17 protein-coding genes are annotated in these 18611 nt (G+C 74.3%); 9 read left to right on the top strand and 8 right to left on the bottom strand.

Annotation, left to right across the window (positions count from 1 at the left end):
* Window positions 1-12: 12 nt before the first annotated feature.
* From ADK86_RS14625 to ADK86_RS14610, 4 genes are all read left to right on the top strand, one after another.
* Window positions 13-870 (top strand): GAF domain-containing protein, encoded by an 858-nt coding sequence (locus ADK86_RS14625; protein WP_053697019.1) that lies wholly within the window; start codon window positions 13-15, stop codon window positions 868-870.
* 22 nt (window positions 871-892) lie between these two features.
* On the top strand, window positions 893-1624 hold the full coding sequence (locus ADK86_RS14620) for an ANTAR domain-containing protein (RefSeq protein WP_053696987.1): 732 nt from the start codon (window positions 893-895) through the stop codon (window positions 1622-1624).
* 130 nt (window positions 1625-1754) lie between these two features.
* Window positions 1755-3083, top strand: coding sequence for a hypothetical protein (locus tag ADK86_RS14615; RefSeq protein WP_078952043.1), 1329 nt, complete (start codon window positions 1755-1757; stop codon window positions 3081-3083).
* Complete coding sequence (locus tag ADK86_RS14610) at window positions 3080-3652, top strand: hypothetical protein (RefSeq protein WP_030599872.1); 573 nt, start codon at window positions 3080-3082, stop codon at window positions 3650-3652. Before ADK86_RS14615 ends, ADK86_RS14610 begins: the two co-directional genes overlap by 4 nt.
* Here ADK86_RS14610 and ADK86_RS14605 read toward each other — a convergent pair.
* Window positions 3571-5994 carry a tetratricopeptide repeat protein gene (locus tag ADK86_RS14605; RefSeq protein WP_234345855.1) on the bottom strand — a complete coding sequence of 808 codons (2424 nt, stop codon included), beginning with the start codon at window positions 5992-5994 and terminating at the stop codon, window positions 3571-3573. The genes ADK86_RS14610 and ADK86_RS14605 overlap by 82 nt on opposite strands.
* A gap of 222 nt (window positions 5995-6216) precedes the next feature.
* Between ADK86_RS14605 and ADK86_RS14600 the strand changes: the two genes are divergently transcribed.
* Window positions 6217-9417 carry an AfsR/SARP family transcriptional regulator gene (locus ADK86_RS14600; RefSeq protein ID WP_053696986.1) on the top strand — a complete coding sequence of 1067 codons (3201 nt, stop codon included), beginning with the start codon at window positions 6217-6219 and terminating at the stop codon, window positions 9415-9417.
* A gap of 341 nt (window positions 9418-9758) precedes the next feature.
* Here ADK86_RS14600 and ADK86_RS14595 read toward each other — a convergent pair whose 3' ends face one another.
* Window positions 9759-10718: a LysR family transcriptional regulator gene (locus ADK86_RS14595; RefSeq protein ID WP_078887296.1), complete on the bottom strand. Its 960-nt coding sequence runs from the start codon at window positions 10716-10718 to the stop codon at window positions 9759-9761.
* 225 nt (window positions 10719-10943) lie between these two features.
* Between ADK86_RS14595 and snpA the strand changes: the two genes are divergently transcribed.
* Entirely contained in the window at window positions 10944-11591 is a 648-nt protein-coding gene (gene snpA, locus ADK86_RS14590; protein WP_053696985.1) for a snapalysin, read from the top strand.
* Between the two features lie 181 nt (window positions 11592-11772).
* Here snpA and ADK86_RS14585 read toward each other — a convergent pair whose 3' ends face one another.
* The 6 genes from ADK86_RS14585 to crcB form a co-directional block, all read right to left on the bottom strand.
* Window positions 11773-12318 (bottom strand): GNAT family N-acetyltransferase, encoded by a 546-nt coding sequence (locus ADK86_RS14585; protein ID WP_053696984.1) that lies wholly within the window; start codon window positions 12316-12318, stop codon window positions 11773-11775.
* 26 nt (window positions 12319-12344) lie between these two features.
* Window positions 12345-13088 carry an ANTAR domain-containing protein gene (locus ADK86_RS14580; RefSeq protein WP_063788996.1) on the bottom strand — a complete coding sequence of 248 codons (744 nt, stop codon included), beginning with the start codon at window positions 13086-13088 and terminating at the stop codon, window positions 12345-12347.
* Window positions 13089-13208: 120 nt separating this feature from the next.
* Entirely contained in the window at window positions 13209-13583 is a 375-nt protein-coding gene (locus tag ADK86_RS14575) for an STAS domain-containing protein (RefSeq protein WP_107088478.1), read from the bottom strand.
* Window positions 13584-13794: 211 nt separating this feature from the next.
* Window positions 13795-14169 carry a fluoride efflux transporter FluC gene (locus ADK86_RS14570; protein WP_053696981.1) on the bottom strand — a complete coding sequence of 125 codons (375 nt, stop codon included), beginning with the start codon at window positions 14167-14169 and terminating at the stop codon, window positions 13795-13797.
* Window positions 14166-14570, bottom strand: a complete 405-nt coding sequence (locus tag ADK86_RS14565) for a DUF190 domain-containing protein (protein ID WP_053697016.1) — start codon at window positions 14568-14570, stop codon at window positions 14166-14168. Before ADK86_RS14565 ends, ADK86_RS14570 begins: the two co-directional genes overlap by 4 nt.
* Window positions 14571-14575: 5 nt before the next feature.
* Window positions 14576-15088: a fluoride efflux transporter CrcB gene (crcB, locus tag ADK86_RS14560; protein ID WP_078952042.1), complete on the bottom strand. Its 513-nt coding sequence runs from the start codon at window positions 15086-15088 to the stop codon at window positions 14576-14578.
* A gap of 216 nt (window positions 15089-15304) precedes the next feature.
* Here crcB and ADK86_RS14555 point away from each other — a divergent pair, with 216 nt between their 5' ends.
* From ADK86_RS14555 to ADK86_RS14545, 3 genes are all read left to right on the top strand, one after another.
* Complete coding sequence (locus ADK86_RS14555) at window positions 15305-16042, top strand: FadR/GntR family transcriptional regulator (protein ID WP_053696979.1); 738 nt, start codon at window positions 15305-15307, stop codon at window positions 16040-16042.
* 19 nt (window positions 16043-16061) lie between these two features.
* Window positions 16062-17354, top strand: coding sequence for a CynX/NimT family MFS transporter (locus tag ADK86_RS14550; protein WP_053696978.1), 1293 nt, complete (start codon window positions 16062-16064; stop codon window positions 17352-17354).
* Window positions 17355-17456: 102 nt separating this feature from the next.
* Window positions 17457-18587 (top strand): magnesium and cobalt transport protein CorA, encoded by a 1131-nt coding sequence (locus tag ADK86_RS14545; RefSeq protein ID WP_078952041.1) that lies wholly within the window; start codon window positions 17457-17459, stop codon window positions 18585-18587.
* Window positions 18588-18611 lie beyond the last annotated feature (24 nt).

Here is an 18611-nt window from a genome sequence, read left to right as displayed (position 1 = left end):
TACGCTGTGAACATGGTTTGGGGCTCACGCAGGGACGTCCAGGCGGAGTTGGCACGCTGCCGTGCGGCCAGGGCCCGGCAGCGTGCCGAGCACGCCGCCGCCTGTGCCGAGCAGCAGGAGATCCTGGCGGCCTCGGCCGGCGGAGAGCTGCACCGTCATCTGGCGGACGCCTACCGCCGCTCCGCCGAGTGCCATCTGTCCTCCGCCTGTCTGCAGGAGGCGTACGCCGAGCGGATGAGCGCCTGGGGCGGCGACGAGACCAGCCGGCCGCGCTTCATGGCATGTGTGGCGGAGGCGTGCGGGACGCCCAGCGCGGCCCTCACCCTGATGAACGCCGACCACGGCCAGCTGTCCGTCGCCTCCTCCGACGAGCCCTCCCGCACCGCGCAGGACCTGGAGTTCGTGCTCGGCGAGGGACCGGCCCACGACGCGTCGGTGAGCGGCCGCCTGGTCGCCGCGAGCGGGCGGACCATCGAGCGCCGCTGGCCCGCCTACGGGCCCGCGCTGACGTCGCTGGGCATCCGCGAGGTGCTCACCGCCCCGCTGCGCACGGAAGGCAGCTGCATCGGCGCGCTCGCGGTCTTCGATCCGGGGGCGGGTCCGGCCGCCGTCGGCACGCTCACGGTCATCGCCGACGCCCTCACCCGTACGGTGCTCCTCGGCCCCGACGCCGACCCCGAACTGTACGACGGCGCCGACCACCGCGACTGTGTCCAGCAAGCCGCCGGCATGCTCTCCGTCCAGGCCGGCTGCCGGGTGCAGGACGCGCTCGCACTGATCAAAGCACGGGCATTCGCCGACGGGCAGGCGCCGGACGCCGTCGCGCGGCGGATCATCGACGGCACGCTGAAACTCGCCCAGGGCAGCTGAACCCACGAGGGGATTCCAACCCATGACCACAGCTCCGCATCACCTCGCGTCCGTGTTCGTGGAGCTGGCGGGTGGCGGAGCGCCGGGGCCACCCGGCGTCCCCACCCTGCTGGCCCGGCTCACCGAACGCAGCCGGGAACTGCTCGCGGTCCGGGCGACCGCGGTCACCTTCTCCCCCGGCGCCCGGGACGCCCCTCAAGTGGCGGCCTCCGGTCCCGGCGTGCGCCGCCTCGAACAGGACGCGGTCGACTGGCGGGAGGGCCCGGGCCACGCCTGCCGCCACTCCGGCCGGATGCTCGGGGACACACCGCTCACCGGGACGATGGCCCGGCAGCGCTGGCCGCGCTACGCGCCGCGCGCGCTGCAACTGGGCTGCACACACGTCGCGGCGCTGCCGATAAGGGGCCACACCGGATCGGTCGGCTCCCTGGTCCTGCTGGCCTCCCGGGAGACCCCGCTGACCGGTGACCTGCTCTCGCTGGGCCAGTCGCTGGCGGACTTCGCCGCGGTGACCCTGCTGCGCGAGCAGGAGGTCGAGGCGGGCCGGGTGCTCGCCGCCCAGCTGGAACACGCCCTGGCCAACCGGGTCGTCATCGAGCAGGCCAAGGGCGCGCTGACCGCCCGGCACGCCCTCTCCCCCGACACCGCGTTCACCGTGCTCCGCGGCTACGCCCGCTCCCACCAGCGGCTGCTGACCGAGGTCGCCCGCGAGGTGGTCGAGGGCCGGCTCGACCCGGGACGGCCGCGCGAGTAACGCTCCGGGACGCCGACCTGCCCTGCAAGGGTTCGTCAAGGCCGGCGCAAGGAGTGCGCCGCGATGGCCGGGCAGCTCCTGCTCGTACGGGATCCGACCGAGGACCCGACGCGAGCATGGGGGAGTTGGTATGTCCGTCACGGACTTCACGGCCACGGCCGGCCGGGTGGCGCCCGAGCAGGAGCGCCCCGCGGACCGGCCCGTCGCGGTACGCACCGGCCCGGCGTCCCGGGACGCCGTACGGCGCGACCCGGACCAGTGGCCGACGGTCTCCGGCACCAAGCGGGTGCTGGTGATCGTGCACACCGAGGTGTACGGCAGGCGGCTGCTCGATCTGCTGCCGCTGCTGGAGAGCGACCTGCGGGTCGAGGTCGCCTTCACCGTTGCGCCGCACGCCTTCAACGCGGGCGCGCGGCGGCTGCTGAGCGCCCTGGGGGCCACCGTCGTCCCCTGGGAGACGGCCGTGCTCACCGACTTCGACCTGGCGCTGGCCGCCGGGTCGCAGGGCATGGAGCAGGTACGGGCGCCGCTGATCCGGATCTCGCACGGCGCCGGGCACCTGTCCCTGGCCCGGGTGGCCGACGGGGTGCGGTCCGACCGGCGCGGACCCGGCGGCATCACGGGCCGGCGGTATCTGATGTGGGGCGGCCGGGTGGTGCCCCGGGCCGTGGCGCTGGCCCACCGCGACGACCTGGCGGAGCTGGCGCGCTGGTGCCCGGAGGCGCTGCCGGCCGCCGAGGTGGTGGGCGACCCCTGCCACGACCGCATCCGCGCGAGCCTGCCGCTGCGCCGCCGCTACCGTTCGGCGCTGGGCCTGCGGCGCGGCCGGAAGCTGGTGCTGGTGACCTCCACCTGGGGGCGGCGCTCGGCCTTCAACCGGCTGGACGCGCTGCTCCCCCGGCTGCTGTCCGAACTGCCGCGCGACACCTACCGTACGGCGCTGCTGGTCCACCCCAACGTGTGGTCGCGGTACGGGCACTGGCAGCTGCGCGCCTGGCTCGCCGGGTGCCGGCGGGCGGGGCTGCACGTACTGCCGCCGGACGCGGACTGGCGCCCGCCGCTGATCGCCGCGGACTGGATCATCGGGGACTACGGGTCGGTGACGCTGTACGGGGCGATGTCCGGCGCGCCCATCCTGCTGAACCGCTTTCCGCACGAGGACGCCAACCCGGCCTCGCCCGGCGTCGAGCTGGCGCTGACCGCTCCGGCGCTGTCCCCGGCCCACCCGCTGGAGGCGCAGCTGCGGTACGCGGCGCAGGAGTACCGGCCGGAGGACTACGCGCGGATCGCCGCGCGCATCACCTCCGAGCCGGGCCACTGCCACCGCAACTTCCGCCGCCTGATGTACCGCGTGCTCGGCCTGGGCCAGCCGGCCTGCCCGCCGGTGACGCCGCCGCTGCCGATGCCCGCGCCGCTGGACCCGGCGGGCGCGGGCGGGGACGCGGAGGTGTCCGCATGACCGGGGGCCGCCTCCGAGGGGTCGCGCCGACCGCCGTGGCGGTGCTCCCCGCCGTCGTGGCGCGGCCGGTGGCGGTGGCGCTGGTGGACACGCCGGCGGGCACGTACGTCGTGGTGATCGGTGACCCGGCGGAGGCGTACGACGGGCCCGGCGCCGACGAGCACCTGGCCGTCGACCTGGACCGCTGCCCGGACGAGCGGCGGCGGTCGTGTGCCGACGCGCTGCACGGCGGCGGCCCCGAACCGGCCGTGCTCACGCTGCGGCGGCATCCCGGCTGTCTCGTCGTGGTCCGGCGGCGCACGGCCCGTACGGCGGAGGCGGTGGTACGCGACGGCACCCGGCTGGCGGTGACCGCGACCGGCCCCGCGCCGCCGGGACCGCGGGAGCTGCGGCTGCTCGCGTCGCTGCTGCACGGCTGGCTGGCGGAGGGGCTGCCCGTGGAGGCGCTGCGCTCGGTGCGGTTCCTCGGGGCGCGGTACGGGCCGGGTCAGGGCGTCGCGGGCGGTGGCGCCAGGTTCCGGATACGTTCCTCCAGGCGCCGGGCGTCGCTCGGGCTGAGGGTGGCGTAGCGGGCCAGGGAGGCGCCGTAGCGGTCGCGGGCCGTTGCGGCGTCGCCCCGGTCCTCGGCGGTCTGGCCCAGCATCTCCATGACCCGCGCCTGCCAGTGGAGCGATCCGGTGGCGCGGAACTCCTCCAGTGCCTGGGCCAGCAGCCGTTCGGCGGTGGGGTGGTCCCCTATGGCCTCGTGGGCGTGGGTCCGGCCGAGGAAGGCCAGGGCCCGCGCCGCGTCGTACGGGTCGGGGACGGCCAGCAGGTCGGTGCGGGCCCGGGTGAGCAGGCTGCGGGCCTGCCGCGGGCGGTCGGTGGCGAGGGCGATGTCGCCCAGGCACAGCCGGGAGAGGGCCGCTCCGCGGTCGTGGCCGATGGCTTCCCGTAGGGCCAGGGCCTGGGCGAACAGCGACTCGGCGAGCGGCAGCCGCCCGGCCAGCCGGTGGCTCTGCGCCAGGCCGTGCAGCGCCTGCGCCTCGGCCCGCCGGTCCCCGCGGGCCTTCGCGTCCTGAAGGGCGTCGGTGAACCAGACGACGGCCTCGTCCAGTTGCCCGGCGTTGTACAGGCCGCTGCCGCCGGTGGTCAGCATCCGGCTGACGCCCTGCGGGTGCCCGGCGCGCCGGGCGGCTTCCAGGCCGAGCCGGTGGGCCTCGATCCACAGGTCGTACGGGCGCAGCCGCAGGAAGAGCGGCTGGAGGGAGTCGACCAGCTGCCAGGTGACGGAGTGCCACCCGCGGTCGGCGGCGGTGCGTACGGCGGCCATCAGCTCGCCGCGCCCGGTGTCGAACCAGCGCAGCGCGGCGCCGGCGTCGGCGAAGGCCGGCGGCCGGACGGGGAAGACGTAGTCGCGGCGGAGCCGTCGGTGGGTGGGCGACAGGAGCGCGCGGGCGGCCGTGGCGGTGGCGAGATACCACTCCAGGGCCCGCCGCACGGTCCGGTCGCGTACGGCGGCGGTCTCCTCCCGTTGCGCGCACTGGGCCGCGTGCAGCCGTACGAGGTCGTGGAAGCGGAAGCGGGCGGTGCGCGTGTCGTCGTCCTGGCCCAGGTCCTCCAGCAGGTGGGCCTCGGCCAGGTCGTCCAGGAGGCGGTCGGCCTCGGACGGCGGGACCGCGCAGGCCGCCGCCACGAGCGGGCCGGTCAGGACGGTCAGCGGGGGCAGGGCGAGGAGGCGGTAGGCGCGGGCGGTGGCGGGCGGCAGGCAGCGGTACGACTCGTCCAGCGCCGAGCGCACCGCGCGTTCACCGCCCAGTTGCAGCACCTCAAGGCGCCCGGTCTCCTGCGTCATCGCACCGGCCAGGGCGGCGACGGTCTGCCGGGGGCGGGCGGCCATCCGGGCCGCCGCCACGCAGACGGCGAGCGGCAGCCCGGCGCACAGGGCGACCAGTTCGCGGGCGGCGGCCGGCTCCCGGGCGACCCGCTCGCCGCCGACCCGGCGGCCGAGCAGTTCGACCGCGGCGCCCGGGTCGAGGGTGCCGAGCTCGTGGAAGGCCGCGCCGTCCACGCCCAGCCCGGTCAGCCGGCTGCGCCCGGCCGCGACCACCAGGCTCCCGGCCGCGCCGGGCAGCAGCGTACGGACCTGGGCGGCGCTGAGCGCGTTGTCGAGCATGACCGCGATGCGCAGCCCCGCCGTCAGCGTCCGCCACAGCGCCGCCTGTTCGGCGGGCTCCGCCGGGACCTGAGCGGCCCCGAGGGCACGGAGGAACGCCCCGAGGACCTCGCCCGGCCGCACCGGACCGCCGGGCGCGTGGGCACCGAGGTCCGCGTACAGCTGACCGTCGGGGTAGTGCGCGGCCAGGCCCCGCAGCCAGTGCGAGACGAGGGTGGTCTTGCCCACTCCGGCGGGGCCGGTGACGGCGATGAGCAGCGGGCCGGTCGCGAGGTGGCCGGCCCGCAGCGCGTCGAGCGCTTCGAGGTCGGCCGTCCGGTCGGTGAAGTGGGGCGGCGTGCCGAGGAGTTGGCGCGGTACGGGGCGCGGTCCGGCCGCCGGCGGGAGGTGTACGTCGCCGTGGATGGCGCCCGCCTGGATGACGTGGCCGGTGACGGCGGTGGAGTCCTTGATGACGTTGGCCGTGTGCGTGGCATCGGGTGCCGCGAGGGTCGTTCGGTGCCGTAATGCCGTGAGGAATTCAGCGAGCCCCGCGTTTTCCCGGGCGAGATCGGCGGCCAGCGCGGCCAGTTCGCGTACCGGCAGCTGATCTTCCGGGGCCGTGGTGGCGCGGCCGAGCAGGTCCGCGGCGGAATTCCCCGGCGCGGGAAGTGCCGCGCCGAGTTCGGCGATCAGCGCCCGCCATTGTGCGGGCCGGCGCGCCGCACCGGCCAGCACCGCCGTCAGTTCCGCCACCGACATCGGCACCACGGCCATCGCCTCCCCCGCCCGCGCGATCCCGGACCCCCGTCCCCGGGAACCGGTGACCGACCGCCGGTGAAGGTCTACCCGCGTCATGGGAAAACAGGCCCGGGGCTCCTTCGAGCGGCATATTCCGGCCACTGCGCAGGATCAAGAAACGGTCTCTGGTGAGTGCGGGTGACGGCGTGTCATTCTGTGCCGTAAGTGAGCGGGGCGTACCGGAGAGAAGGTTCGCTCGTGCACGTCGACATCCGCGTACTGGGCCCCGTGGACATCCGCCTGAACGGCCGCCCCGACCCCCTCGGATCGCTCAAGGAGCGGGCCCTGCTGGCCGCGCTGTCGGTGGACGCGGGCCGCCCCGTACCGCTCGACACGCTCATCGCGCGCCTGTGGGACGACCACCCGCCCGCGAAGGCCCGCGCCGGACTGCACTCCTACGCCGCCCGCCTGCGCCGCCGGCTGCGCGCGGGCGACGGGAGCGCCGCGCTCACCCAGCAGGCACACGCCTACACCCTCGACGTGCCGCCCGGCCGGGTGGACTGCCACCGCTTCCGGGACCTGGCCGCCCGGGCCCGCGCGCTGGCGGACGCCGGGGACGACTCCGGCGCGCTGGCCGTGTTCGAGGAGGCGGAAGCGCTGTGGCGGGGCGAACCGCTCTGCGGCCTGTACGGGCTGTGGGCCGAGGGCGTACGGGCCCGGCTGGCCGAACACCGTCTGGCCGCAACGCTCCGGCGGGTCGCCATCGGGCTGCGCCGGGGCCGGTTCGCCGAACTCACCGCCGAACTGGCCGCGCTGTGGGAGCAGCACCCCACGGACGAGGACCTGGTGGCCCAGCTGATGATCGCGAACTACGGCTGCGGGCGGCAGGCGGACGCCCTGCGCGCCTACGAGACGACGCGGCGGCGGCTCGCCACCGAGCTGGGGACCGCGCCGGGCGAGGCGCTGGCCCGCGTGCATCGGCACATCCTGGACGGCGCGCCGGTGGACCGGCTGCTGCCGCGCGGCGCACCGCCGCCCGCCGCCGCACCGCCTCTCGCCGCCGCACCGCCGCCCGCCACCGCGGCGCCGGGTCCGGGCGCGCCGCCGGTGCCCGACAACCTGCCCAGCCACGGCGAACTGGTCGGCCGCGAGGACGAACTGCGCGTGCTGACCGGCCCCGTACGGGACGGCGCGGTCATCGCCCTCCAGGCGATCTCCGGCATGGCGGGCGTCGGCAAGTCCCTGCTCGCCGTACACCTGGCCCACCGGCTGGCGCAGCGCTACCCCGACGGCCGGATCTACCTCGACCTGTGCGCCCATGCGCCCGGCCGCCCGCCGCTGACCCCGCAGGCCGCCCTGGCCGCGCTGCTGCGCGTGCTCGGCGTCCCGGCCGACGGCATCCCGCGCGACCTGGACGCGCTGACCTCCCTGTGGCGCGCCCTGCTGAGCACCCGGCGCGCCGTGGTCGTCCTGGACGACGCGGCCGGGCCCGACCAGGTAAGGCCGCTCCTCCCGGTCGGCTCCCGGTCGCTGACGATCATCACCAGCCGGCGGCGGATGGCGGGCGTGCCCGGAATACGGCCGGTCTTCCTGGACGTGCTGCCGCCGCAGGACGCGGCCACGCTCTTCGTCCGGCTGGTCGGCGACGACCGCGCGGGCGACCCCGCCGAGGTGGCCACCGTGGTACGGCTGTGCGGGCGCCTGCCGCTGGCGGTCGAACTGGCGGCGGGGCGGCTGGTCTCCCGGCCCTCCTGGACCACCGCCCATCTCGTCCAGCGGCTCTCCCGGGGGCACGGGCGCCTCGGCGAGATCCGCGACCCGTACCGCGACATCGCCCGCGTCTTCGAGATGTCGTACTGCACGCTCGACGACGAACAGCGCACCGTCTTCCGGCTGCTGGCCCTCCACCCGGGCCCTCAGTTCGGCCCGCACGCGGCCGCCGCGCTGACCGGACTGCCCCTGGCCGCGGCCGAGCGGACCGTCGAGGCGCTGCTCGACGCGCACCTCGTCCAGGAGCCGGAGGCGGACCGCTACCAGTACCACGACCTGATCGCCGAATACGCGCTCACCCTGGCCGCCGAGGACCCGCCGGAGGTACGCGAGGCGGCTCTGCACCGGCTGTCCGCGTTCTACCTCTGCGCGGCGGACCGGGCGGACCGGCTGGTCAACCCGCGCCGCTCGCGCCTGGACGTGCCGTACACGCCCGACCCCGAGCTGCTGCCCCGGTGGAACGGGGCGCAGGAGGCGAAGGAATGGCTGGTGGCGGAGCACCAGGCGCTGTTCGCCGCCGAGCAGCACGCCCGTACGCACGGGGCGCCGGACCGCGCGGCCTGGTTCGGCCACGTCCTCGCCGCCTTCCTCGACACCGAGGGCCACTGGGCCGAGGCCGAGCCCATCCACCGGCACGCGGCGCTGTACTGGCAGCAGTGCCGCGACCGGCGCGCGGAGGCCAGGGCACAGACCGACCTCAGCACCACGCACGCGCACGCCGCCCGCTATCCGCAGGCGGAGGCGGCCGGGCGGCGGGCGCTGGAGCTGGCCCGCGCGGTGGGCGACACCGAGGCGGAGGCGGAGGCGCTGCAAAAACTGGGCGTGCTGCACTGGCACCGGGGCGAATACCGGTCGATGCTCGCGGTGCAGAGCGCGGCGGTGGAACTGCGGATGCGGTCCGGAGACCGCTGGAACCAGGCGCGCAGCACCAATAATCTCGGGATCGCGCATCTGCATCTGGGCGACCCCGCCGCGGCGATGCTCCATTTCCGGCGGGCACTGTCCATGTTCCGCGAAATCGGCGACAAACGCGGCGAGACGCAGTCGCTGAACAATCTCGCGGACGCGCAATTGCACACGGGGGAACAGGAAGCCGCGCGGACCTCTTTCGCCCAGGCGCTCGCGATCGCCGCGGAATCCGGCAGCCGCTCGGAACAGGCGATGGCGCGGATCAATCTCGCGTCCACGTTCCGCATGCCGCAGGAACTCGGCGCGGCCCTCGGACTTTACGCGGAAGCGCTGCGGTCCTTCCAGCAGTTGGGCGACCGCCGGAACGAGACCATCACCCTGGTGAATACGGGAAACGCCCTGCGGGATTCCGGCGAATTCGCGGCGGCGGGGCAGCACTACGAAAAAGCGCTGGAACTGGCCCGGACCATCGGAGCGGGCCTGGAGGAGGCGCAGGCCCTACGCGGCCTGGGCGTCACCGGCCACCGGCTGGGGCTACTGGAAGTGTCCGCAGGACACCTGGAACTGGCACTGAGTGTCGCCCGCCGGATCGGCTCCCCGGAGGAAGAGGCCCGCTCCTGCGACGCGCTCGCGGAACTCCACCTGGCGAACGGGGACCGGGGAAAGGCCGGGGCGTTGTGGCGGATCGCGCTGGAGTTGTTCGAACGGCTCGATGCGTTCGAATTTCGGCGGGTGGAGGGGCGGGCGACGCAGGTAGGGTGCATCGATCTACGCGAATAGACGACCCAAAAAGCTCGAATCGGCACTGGATTTGACTCTGATCACTTCTTCGGCTTTCCTGGCCGCTACGTAACGATCACGAACGCTGCTTGCCAGGAGATTGAAGCAAGTTGATAGCTGCTGACCACTCTCAGGTCGCCATTGTGGCCGACCAGGCACCGCCACGGTCCGAACTTCGCAACGTACCCGTCGTCGACCCCTCAAGGTTCACGGTCGGAACACGGTCGATAGTTGTCATGACCCGTGAGGAATCCACCCGACGGTTCTCGAAAGAAGTCAAACCCGTGTGCATGCCCTCCTGACGAGGGCGACGGGGGCGGGCGCCAAGCCGCCCGCCCCGCTCACATCCTGATCGGCAACGGCCCGTCGTTGCGCACCAGCCACTCCCGGTACGCCGTGCTCTCCCAGGCCACCTCCATGTACGAGGCGGTGAGGTCGGCGAAGAGGGCGTCGGCGGGGGCGGCCGGGGCGGCGCCGGGGCGGTGGGCCATGAAGAGGCGGACGGCCAGGGGGTCGCCGCGCAGGGGGCGGACGGCCATGCCGTACCGGGGGCGGGAGGTCGGCTGGCAGGGGGTGACCACCTCGCCCGCCGCGACCAGGTCGGCCGCGGTGAGGTAGTCCCCGTGCACCACCCGGGGGTCCAGGCCCGCCGCCGCGAAGACCCGGCGCAGCCCGGTCCACTCGCCGTCCACCGACGGGTCGACCATCCACTGGTCACCGGCCAGGTCGGCGAGTTCGACCACCGGCCGGCGGGCCGCCGGGTGGTTCACCGGCAGGGCGACGAACTGCGGTTCGCGGGCGAGCAGTTCGCGCTCGACCAGCCCGTCGGGGCGGCGCAGCGGCGCCCCCTCCACCTCGTGCACGAAGGCCACGTCGAGCTGGCCCATCGCGACCATCTGGAGCAGCGCGTTGGCGGACACGTCGATGCGGATGGTGGTCTCGGTGTCGGGCAGCCGGGCCCGCAGCCGCCGCAGCCAGCCCGCGACGGCCCGGCTGCTGGTGCTGCCGATGCGCAGCCGGGAGCCGCCGGCCCGCAGTGAGGCGGAGGCGATCTCGTCGACCAGTGCCCGCATGTCGGCCACGATCGGCCGGGCCCGGCTCAGCACGGAGTGCCCCAGCGGCGTCGGCCTGCTGCCGGTCCGCTCGCGGAAGAACAACTGGCCACCCAGGGCGTTCTCGATGCGGCGGAGCTGTGCCGTCAGGGAGGGCTGGGTCATGCCCAGCTGCCGGGCCGCCTTGCGTACGCTGCCGGCGTCGGCGATCGCGCACAGCGCACGAAGGTGCCTCACTTCGAGCTCCACGACCGGAGCATAACGACGTTTGCGCACGTCACACCAGACTCTCCGGTCAGGCTCGGGGCATGTTTCCGCCGGGGGTATCGCCTGGTGCTATCGCCACCTGTGATCTCCGCACCCCTCGTGGATCTCGAACAGACTCTCCGGCACCACGAGTTCATCCGCAGGGCCCCGGCCGCCGCCCCACACGGCGACCGTACGGCCCCACGGACGATAAGGAGTCCCCCCACCATGAGATCTCCCAAGATGGCTCTGTCGGCAGCGCTCGGCCTCGGTCTCGCCGCCACGCTGGCCGCCGCGGCCCCCGCGACGGCGGCCTCCGTCTCCGCCGCCCCGCAGACCCACCGGGTCACGGCCGCCGCGTACGTCGGCTCGGCCGCCGAGAAGGCCGACACCAAGGCGTTCTTCCAGGCGGTCATGAAGTCGGTCAAGGCCAAGCAGGCCGCGCACCCGGGCCTGAAGACCGTCACGGTCACCTACGACGCGAGCGCGGCGCCGACGTTCCGGAGCCAGATAGCCAAGAGCGCCCAGATCTGGAACGGCGCGGTGCAGAACGTCAAGCTCCAGGAAGGCAGCGGCGGCGACTTCCAGTACCGCGAGGGGAACGACGCCCGCGGCTCGTACGCCAGCACCGACGGCCACGGCAAGGGTTTCGTCTTCCTGGACTACCAGCAGAACAAGGACTACGACTCGGTCCGTGTGACCACCCACGAGACCGGCCACGTGCTGGGCCTGCCGGACCACTACGAGGGCCCGTGCAGCGAGCTGATGTCCGGCGGCGGCCCCGGCCCGTCCTGCACGAACTCCCAGCCGGACGAGACCGAGCGGGCCAAGGTGGACCAGCTCTGGGCCAACGGCCTCAAGGGCGTACGCTCCTGACCGGCGCCCTCCCCCGGCAGGTCCGGTAAGGCGTGGCAACGCCGCGGACCCGGGAAATTACGGTGCGCGAGCACCACGGTCCGACAGCGCCTACGCGCGCGGCGGGTTCACCGGAGCCCTGCCGCGCGCGTACGCGTTCCGCACCGCGCGCCCGGCACGCTTCGTACCGTTGCGCCGTGCGTCAGTGCGCCAGTCCCCGGCTCCACGCCTCCAGTTGGGGTTCCCCGTCGTCGGAACGGAGCAGCCGCCCTGTCGGCTGCCACCCCCAGGCCCGTACCGCGGAGCGCGCCGCCCCGTTGGCGGTGTCGACCAGGGTGACGACCATGGCGGCGGTGCTTCGGAGCAGCAGCGTCTCCTGGAGCCGGGTGGCGACGTGACCGCGCCGGTGGGTGGGCAGCACCATCAGCTCGGCGACGACGAACACCCGCCCGGAGGCGGTCAGTTCCTCCAGTTCGCGCGGGACCTGCCCGTTGAAGCCCTGCCAGAGCCGGCCGTCCCGCTCGGCGGGGAAGCCGTAGGCGCAGCCGACCAGCGCCGGGTCGCTGGCGATCACCATCTCGAAGCCGGGGCGCTGGATGTGCTCGGCAAACCGCTGCAGGAAGGCCCCCCGTTCGCGGAACTCCTCGCCGGAGGGTCCGCGGTACGCCTCGACGTACAGGTCGGCGACGGCCTCGCGCTGTGCCTCGGCCTGCCACCTGGTCAGGCGCCGCAAGAAGACTTCTGCCATCCGGTCCTCCCACAAGGTCCCAGAAATCACCTTCGGTTGAGGAAGTACTCCTCCACGAGGCCGCTGTCGAGCGTGCCGTCGACGACCTGGCGGGCCAGGTCGGACAGCCGGCGGCGGTGGGCGCGCGCGCAGGACCGGAGGCTTTCGAACGCCTCGTCCACGCTCGTCCCCCAGCGTTCGGCGAGGACGCCCTTGGCCTGTTCGATGACGATGCGGGAGCTGAGCGCGTTCTGCAACTGCGCGCGCTCGACGTGGCTGCGCTCCAGACTGCGCTGCTGTGCGACGGTGACGGCCAGCAGGTCGGCCAGCGACCGGGCGAACGCCACGCCCTGCTCGCCGAGGGGTGCGGTGCCGGAACTGAAGAGGACGACGACGCCGACGGGGCGGGAGGGCAGCCGCATCGGTATGACGTGCGCCGTCAGGTAGCCGCGCTCGCGCGCGCGGGCGGTGAACCGCGGCCACCGCGCGGCGGTGCGCGGCTCGGTCAGCGCGATGTCGGTCCGGGCCACGCCGCTGCGGTGGCAGTCGGCGTACGGGGACCGGATGCCGTCCGGTCCGGCCGGGTCCAGCAGGCGGGCGGTGTCGGCGGAGGCCGCCGCCACGTGCAGCCGGTCCTGGGCGTCGGCGAGGAGCACGGCGGCCGCGTCGGCGCCGGCCAGGCCGGCGCAGTGTGCGGAGAGCCGGCGCAGCAGACCGGCGGTGTCGAAGTCGCCGAAGGCTTCTCCTGGCAGGTCCGCCCGAGCCGTTGCCAGGCGCTCTTCCCGGGCCATGGACACCATCCCTCTCCGTCGTCGGCCGGTGGTGGCCCGTTCATCGTCTTGGGGTCGCGGTCGCATGGCTACTATGCCCCGGGCAAACCACTCGGGGGGAGACCCACGGCAACCCGCGGTTCACGGTGAGCAGTTCGCCATCTGGTCGCAGCGCGCGTCGCGCACGGTGGCGTAGCGGGGGAAGCGGCCGGTCAGCCGGGTGGCCCTGAGCAGGGTGGCGATGCCGCGCCGGTCGTGTACGACGCGGAGCCAGCCGCCCTGTTCCACGGCCCAGGTCTGCGCGTCGCACAGTTCCCGCAGCCCGGAGCAGTCCATGAAGGTCACCGCGCCGAGGTCGACGATCAGCCGGGGCGGGCCGGCGGAGCCGCGGTGGCCCCGGCGCAGCAGGTCGCGGAAGCGGGGCGCCGTCATGAGGTCCAGTTCTCCTTCGGGCCGCACCACTTTGATCTTGCTGATGCCGATCCGGCGGTGGAGGTCCATACGGTGGAGGTCCATAGCGATCCCGCCCCTGGAAGAAGACGTGCACGTGTGATTCGTATTCGTGCGAACCGGGGTCCGGGGCACCGCGCCACCAGCGTATTCCGGCGCGGCGTCGGACGACGGTGAAGAAAGGTTCCGTTCGAAAGTCGGCCCCATTCGTTCACCCGTGCGGGTGCGGCGTCGCACGGGCGAGCCCACCCGGCGCGCCCGGCCCCGCGCGTACCGCTCAGGCCCAGAGGACGTGGGCGAGTCCCACACCGGCGAACACCGCGCCGAGGGCGGCGGCCACGCTCGCCGCCGCGTTGGCCGCGGCGGGCCACCGCGCGCCGTCGGCGGCCAGCCGGAGCGTCTCGTACGAGAAGGTCGAGTACGTCGTCAGCGCGCCGCACAGGCCGGTGCCGGCCATGAGGAGCAGCCGCGAGGAGCCGGCACCGGCCGCCACCGCGCCGGTGACCAGGCCCAGCACCAGCGAGCCGGCGACGTTGACCGCGAACGTGCCCCAGGGGAACACCGAGTCGTGCCGGGCCTGCACGAAGCGGTCGGTCAGGAAGCGCAGCGGCGCGCCGGCCATCGCGCCGGCCACCACGAACAGCCAGTTCACCGTGCGCTGCCCCCGTCCGCCCGGTCGTCGCCGCCCCCGCCCACCCGGCCGTCGCCACCCCCGCCCACCCGGCCCCCGTACCGGATCACCTCGCAGGGTTCGAGGGTCACCAGCCCCCCGGTGACCAGCTCCTCCAGCTGCGGCAGGAAGCCGCGTACCCGCTCCTCGGTGTCCACGACGACCACCGCCACGGGCAGGTCCTCGCTGAGCGAGAGCAGGCGCTGGGTGTGCACGACGGAGGAGGCACCGAAGCCCTCGATGCCGCGGAAGACGCTGGCACCCGCGAGACCCGCGGCGCGGGCGCGGTGCACGATCTCCGCGTACAGCGGCTTGTGGTGCCAGGTGTCGCACTCGCCGAGATGGACGGTCAGGCGCAGTGCCGCGCCGGTGGACCCGCTCATGCCGGTCACCCCTCTCGTCCGTGCCGGGTCAGTACGCGGCGGGTACCCGCGAACGCGGCCCAGGCCGCCGCCAGCGCGCCCAGCAGGGTGGCCGCGAGGTAGGCCAGGGCGAGGCCCGCCCGGCCGGTGGTCAGCAGGTGCTCGATGTCCACTGCGTACGTGGAGAAGGTCGTGAAGCCGCCGAGGACGCCGGTGCCGAGGAACGGGCGCAGCAGGTGGTGCGGTGTGCCACGTTCGGTGATCAGGGCCATCAGGACGCCCATCAGGGCGCAGCCGACGATGTTGATCAGCAGGGTGGTCGCGGGGAAGGCGCCGGGGGCGGTGGGCCACAGGAGGCCGGCGCCGTACCGGGCGGCAGCCCCGATGCCGCCGCCGAGCGCGACGACGCCGATGACCGGCCACTGGCCCTGCCAGGGCGGCCCGGGGCGCGGGCGTTGTGCGGGTGGCGCGGTGGTATGCGGTGCGGCCGGGACGGAGGTGGCGTCGGCCGTCAAGGGGCGGGGGGCTCCGGTGCTCATACGTCTCCTACTCGCGCGGTGCGTGCGTTGCTGCGTTCCGCTCTGCAAGCAGGGACCGTTGGCGGCCTTTCGCGGCCGCGGTTCGGGTCCGGCGGGCCCCACCGCCGGGCGGTGATCGGCGGATCACCGGCGGCTTCAGGCTAACCCCGGCCGTTTGACACCGCCAAACATGGGATGTTCCCATCACAGGTGGAATCGAGAGGGAGGACGGCGCCCATGCCGCTGCGCAGCACCGCCCGCACCAGCCTGGTGGACCTGGTCATCGAGCAGATGGAAGGGCTGATCGCCGAGGGCGAGTGGGAGGTCGGCAAGAAGATCCCCGCCGAACCGGTCCTGGTCGAGACGCTGGACGTGGGCCGCAACACCGTCCGCGAGGCGGTGCGCGCCCTGGTGCACACCGGGATGCTGGAGCCGCGCCAGGGCGACGGCACGTACGTACGGGCCAGCAGCGACTTCGGGGCCGCGGTGCAGCGCAGGCTGCGCCGGGCCGCCGCCCTGGAGGCCTACGAGGTCCGTGCTTCGCTGGAGCGCGACGCGGCCCGCTACGCGGCGCTGCGCCGCACCGGCGAGGACCTGGCCGCCCTGCGGGCCGCGCTCGCCGAGCGGGACCGGACCTGGTCGAACAGCGACGTCGGCGCGTTCATCGACGCGGACGTGCTCTTCCACCGGACCGTCGCGGCGGCCGCGCACAACAGCGTGCTCGCGGAGCTGTACGAGCACTTCAGCGACGCGCTGCGCGGCACCCTCCAGGCCGTCGTCGGCCAGCGGCTGCCCTATTCCGTACGCCACCAGTTCGACGCGCACACCGCCATCGTCGACGCCATCGAGGCCCGTGACCCGGACGCCGCCGAACGCGCCGCGCTGGAGCACCTGACCGAGGCCATGGACGCGCTGCGCGTGGCCCGGCCCGAGGACGACGGCGGCGACCCGGCGGCGGACGCCCCCAGCACATGACGTAAGCCCAGGGAAGAAGATGACCATGCATGACGACGGACCGGCCGCCACCCTGAGCGCGCCCGGCACCGGCGCCGCGCGGCCGGACGCGCCCGCCGCGGACACCGCCCCGCACACCCCGCCACCGGGCGCCGCCGGACGCCGCGCCCTCTACCTGGCCGCCGGCGTCATCCTCCTCGCGCTCAACCTGCGCCCCGCCCTGGTCGCCGTGTCCCCGCTGGCCGGCACCATCCGCGACGAGAGCGGGATGTCGGCCGCGGCCACCAGCCTGCTGACCGCGCTGCCGCTGCTCTGCTTCGGCCTGCTGGCCCCGGTCGCGCCGCGGCTCGGCCGCCGCTTCGGGATGGAGCGCTCGCTGCTCGGCACCATGGCGCTGATCTGCGCGGGGACCGCGCTGCGGCTGCTGGACTCGGTGGTCGCGCTGTTCGCCGGGACGATCGTCATCGGCGCGGGCATCGCCGTCGCCAACGTGCTGCTCCCCGGCCTGATCAAGCGCGACTTCGCGGCCCGGTCCGGGCTGATGACCGGGCTGTATTCGATGTCGCTGTTCGGCGGCGCGGCGCTGGCGGCCGGGGTCACCGTGCCGGTGCAGCGCGCGGCCGGGCTGAGCTGGCAGGCCACGCTGGCGTGCTGGGGCTCGCTTGCGGTCATCGCGCTGGTGGTGTGGCTGCCGCAGACCCGCAGCCGTACGCGTACCACCGCCGCTGCCGCCCGCGAGGCCGCCCACCCGGTGCGCGGCCTGTGGCGCTCCCCGCTGGCCTGGCAGGTCACCGCGTACATGGGCCTGCAGTCGCTCAGCTACTACGCGGCGGCCGCCTGGCTGCCGACCATGCTCACCGACGCCGGGCTGAGCGCGGGCGACGCGGGCTGGATGCTGTCGTTCTCCTCGCTGCTGGGCATCGCGGGCTCCTTCCTGGCACCGGTGATCGTCGGGCGGCGGCTGCCGGCGGGCGCGCTGGCCACGCTCGGCGCGGTGCTCTGCGCGGCCGGGTTCGCCGGGATGCTGGCCGCGCCGGCCGGCGGCGCGTACGTGTGGATGACGCTACTGGGCCTGGGCCAGGGCGCGGCGATCAGCCTGGCCCTGCTGTTCATCGTGCAGCGCGCCCCGGACATCCGGCACACGGCGCAGCTGTCCAGCATGGCCCAGTGCTTCGGCTACATCCTGGCGGCCACCGGGCCCGCGGTGCTGGGCGCCGTGCACGACGCCTCGGGCGGCTGGACGGTGCCGGTGATCGTGCTGCTGGCCCTGCTGGTCCCGCAGGTGGCGATGGGGCTCGGCGCGGCCAGGCCCCGGCACGTCGCGGGCCGCTGAGGTCCCGTACGGGCGAGTTCGTGTACGTACGGGACGGGGCGCGCGGGTTCGGCCGCACGCCCCGTTCCGCCGTACGGGCGGGCCATACTGGGTGCCGTGTCGGTGATCAGCAACCTTCGTAAAGCGGTCCGGCTGCCGCAGCAGCGGCGCCGCGGCGTCGACCTCAGCCATCCGGCGCGCTCGCCGCTGGGCACCGCCGTGGTGAACTGCGCGGTCTACGAGAAGGGCGTGCGCCAGCCCGGCGACCACCCGGCCGAGGACGCGGTCCGCCGGGTCCGCGAGTCGGGCAACGGCTTTGTGTGGATCGGTCTGCACGAGCCGTCGGAGCAGGAGTTCGCGGGCATCGCCGAGCTGTTCGGGCTGCACCCGCTCGCCGTCGAGGACGCGGTGCACGCCCACCAGCGGCCGAAGCTGGAGCGCTACGACAGCGCGCTGTTCACGGTGTTCAAGACGGTCTGCTACGTGGAGCACGACCGGCTCACCGAGACCAGCGAGGTGGTGAACACCGGCGAGATCATGGTCTTCACCGGCGCCGACTTCGTCATCACGGTCCGGCACGGCGGCCACGGCTCGCTCGGCCCGCTGCGCGAGCAGCTGGAGTCCGATCCCGAGCAGCTGGCCATAGGCCCGTCGGCGGTGCTGCACGCCATCGCCGACCTGGTGGTGGACGACTATCTGGACGTCACCGCCGCCGTGCAGGACGACATCGACGATGTCGAGAGCGAGGTCTTCGCCGAGAGCCCGCGCCGCGCGAAGAGCGAGGAACGTGGCGGCGACGCCAAGGGCTCGGGCACCGGCGCGGGCCGGATCTACCAGCTCAAGCGCGAACTGCTGGAGCTGAAGCGGGCGGTGGCGCCGCTCGGCGGCCCGCTGAACGCGCTGGCCACCCGGCCGATGGCGCTGGTGGACCCGCACCTCACCACATACTTCCGGGACGTGTCGGACCACCTGGAGCGGGTGACCGAGCAGATCACGGCCTTCGACGAGCTGCTGAACTCCATACTCCAGGCGCATCTCGCGCAGGTGACCGTGGCGCAGAACGAGGACATGCGGCGGATCAGCGCCTGGGTGGCGATCCTCGCCGTGCCGACCATGGTGTGCGGGATCTACGGCATGAACTTCGAGCACATGCCGGAGAAGCACTGGACGTTCGGCTATCCGCTGATCATGGCCGTCACGCTCACCCTCTGCTTCCTCATCCACCGGGGCTTCAAGCGCAACGGGTGGCTGTAGTCCCCGCCGCCCTCGGCCCCGGGG

Source organism: Streptomyces sp. NRRL F-5755 (assembly GCF_001279365.1).
GTDB classification, from domain to species: domain Bacteria; phylum Actinomycetota; class Actinomycetes; order Streptomycetales; family Streptomycetaceae; genus Streptomyces; species Streptomyces rimosus.
Note: the sequence above shows the minus strand (reverse complement) of the source record. Positions and strands in the feature narration are given on the sequence as shown.

Coding starts and splice junctions, on each gene's coding strand:
- ADK86_RS14615 (WP_078952043.1), top strand. CDS start 1,755: ATGTCCGTCACGGACTTCACGGCCACGGCCGGCCGGGTGGCGCCCGAG.
- ADK86_RS14580 (WP_063788996.1), bottom strand. CDS start 13,088: ATGGCCCGGGAAGAGCGCCTGGCAACGGCTCGGGCGGACCTGCCAGGA.
- ADK86_RS14575 (WP_107088478.1), bottom strand. CDS start 13,583: ATGGACCTCCACCGTATGGACCTCCACCGCCGGATCGGCATCAGCAAG.
- ADK86_RS14620 (WP_053696987.1), top strand. CDS start 893: ATGACCACAGCTCCGCATCACCTCGCGTCCGTGTTCGTGGAGCTGGCG.
- crcB (WP_078952042.1), bottom strand. CDS start 15,088: ATGAGCACCGGAGCCCCCCGCCCCTTGACGGCCGACGCCACCTCCGTC.
- ADK86_RS14625 (WP_053697019.1), top strand. CDS start 13: ATGGTTTGGGGCTCACGCAGGGACGTCCAGGCGGAGTTGGCACGCTGC.
- snpA (WP_053696985.1), top strand. CDS start 10,944: ATGAGATCTCCCAAGATGGCTCTGTCGGCAGCGCTCGGCCTCGGTCTC.
- ADK86_RS14565 (WP_053697016.1), bottom strand. CDS start 14,570: ATGAGCGGGTCCACCGGCGCGGCACTGCGCCTGACCGTCCATCTCGGC.
- ADK86_RS14605 (WP_234345855.1), bottom strand. CDS start 5,994: ATGGCCGTGGTGCCGATGTCGGTGGCGGAACTGACGGCGGTGCTGGCC.
- ADK86_RS14555 (WP_053696979.1), top strand. CDS start 15,305: ATGCCGCTGCGCAGCACCGCCCGCACCAGCCTGGTGGACCTGGTCATC.
- ADK86_RS14550 (WP_053696978.1), top strand. CDS start 16,062: ATGACCATGCATGACGACGGACCGGCCGCCACCCTGAGCGCGCCCGGC.
- ADK86_RS14610 (WP_030599872.1), top strand. CDS start 3,080: ATGACCGGGGGCCGCCTCCGAGGGGTCGCGCCGACCGCCGTGGCGGTG.
- ADK86_RS14585 (WP_053696984.1), bottom strand. CDS start 12,318: ATGGCAGAAGTCTTCTTGCGGCGCCTGACCAGGTGGCAGGCCGAGGCA.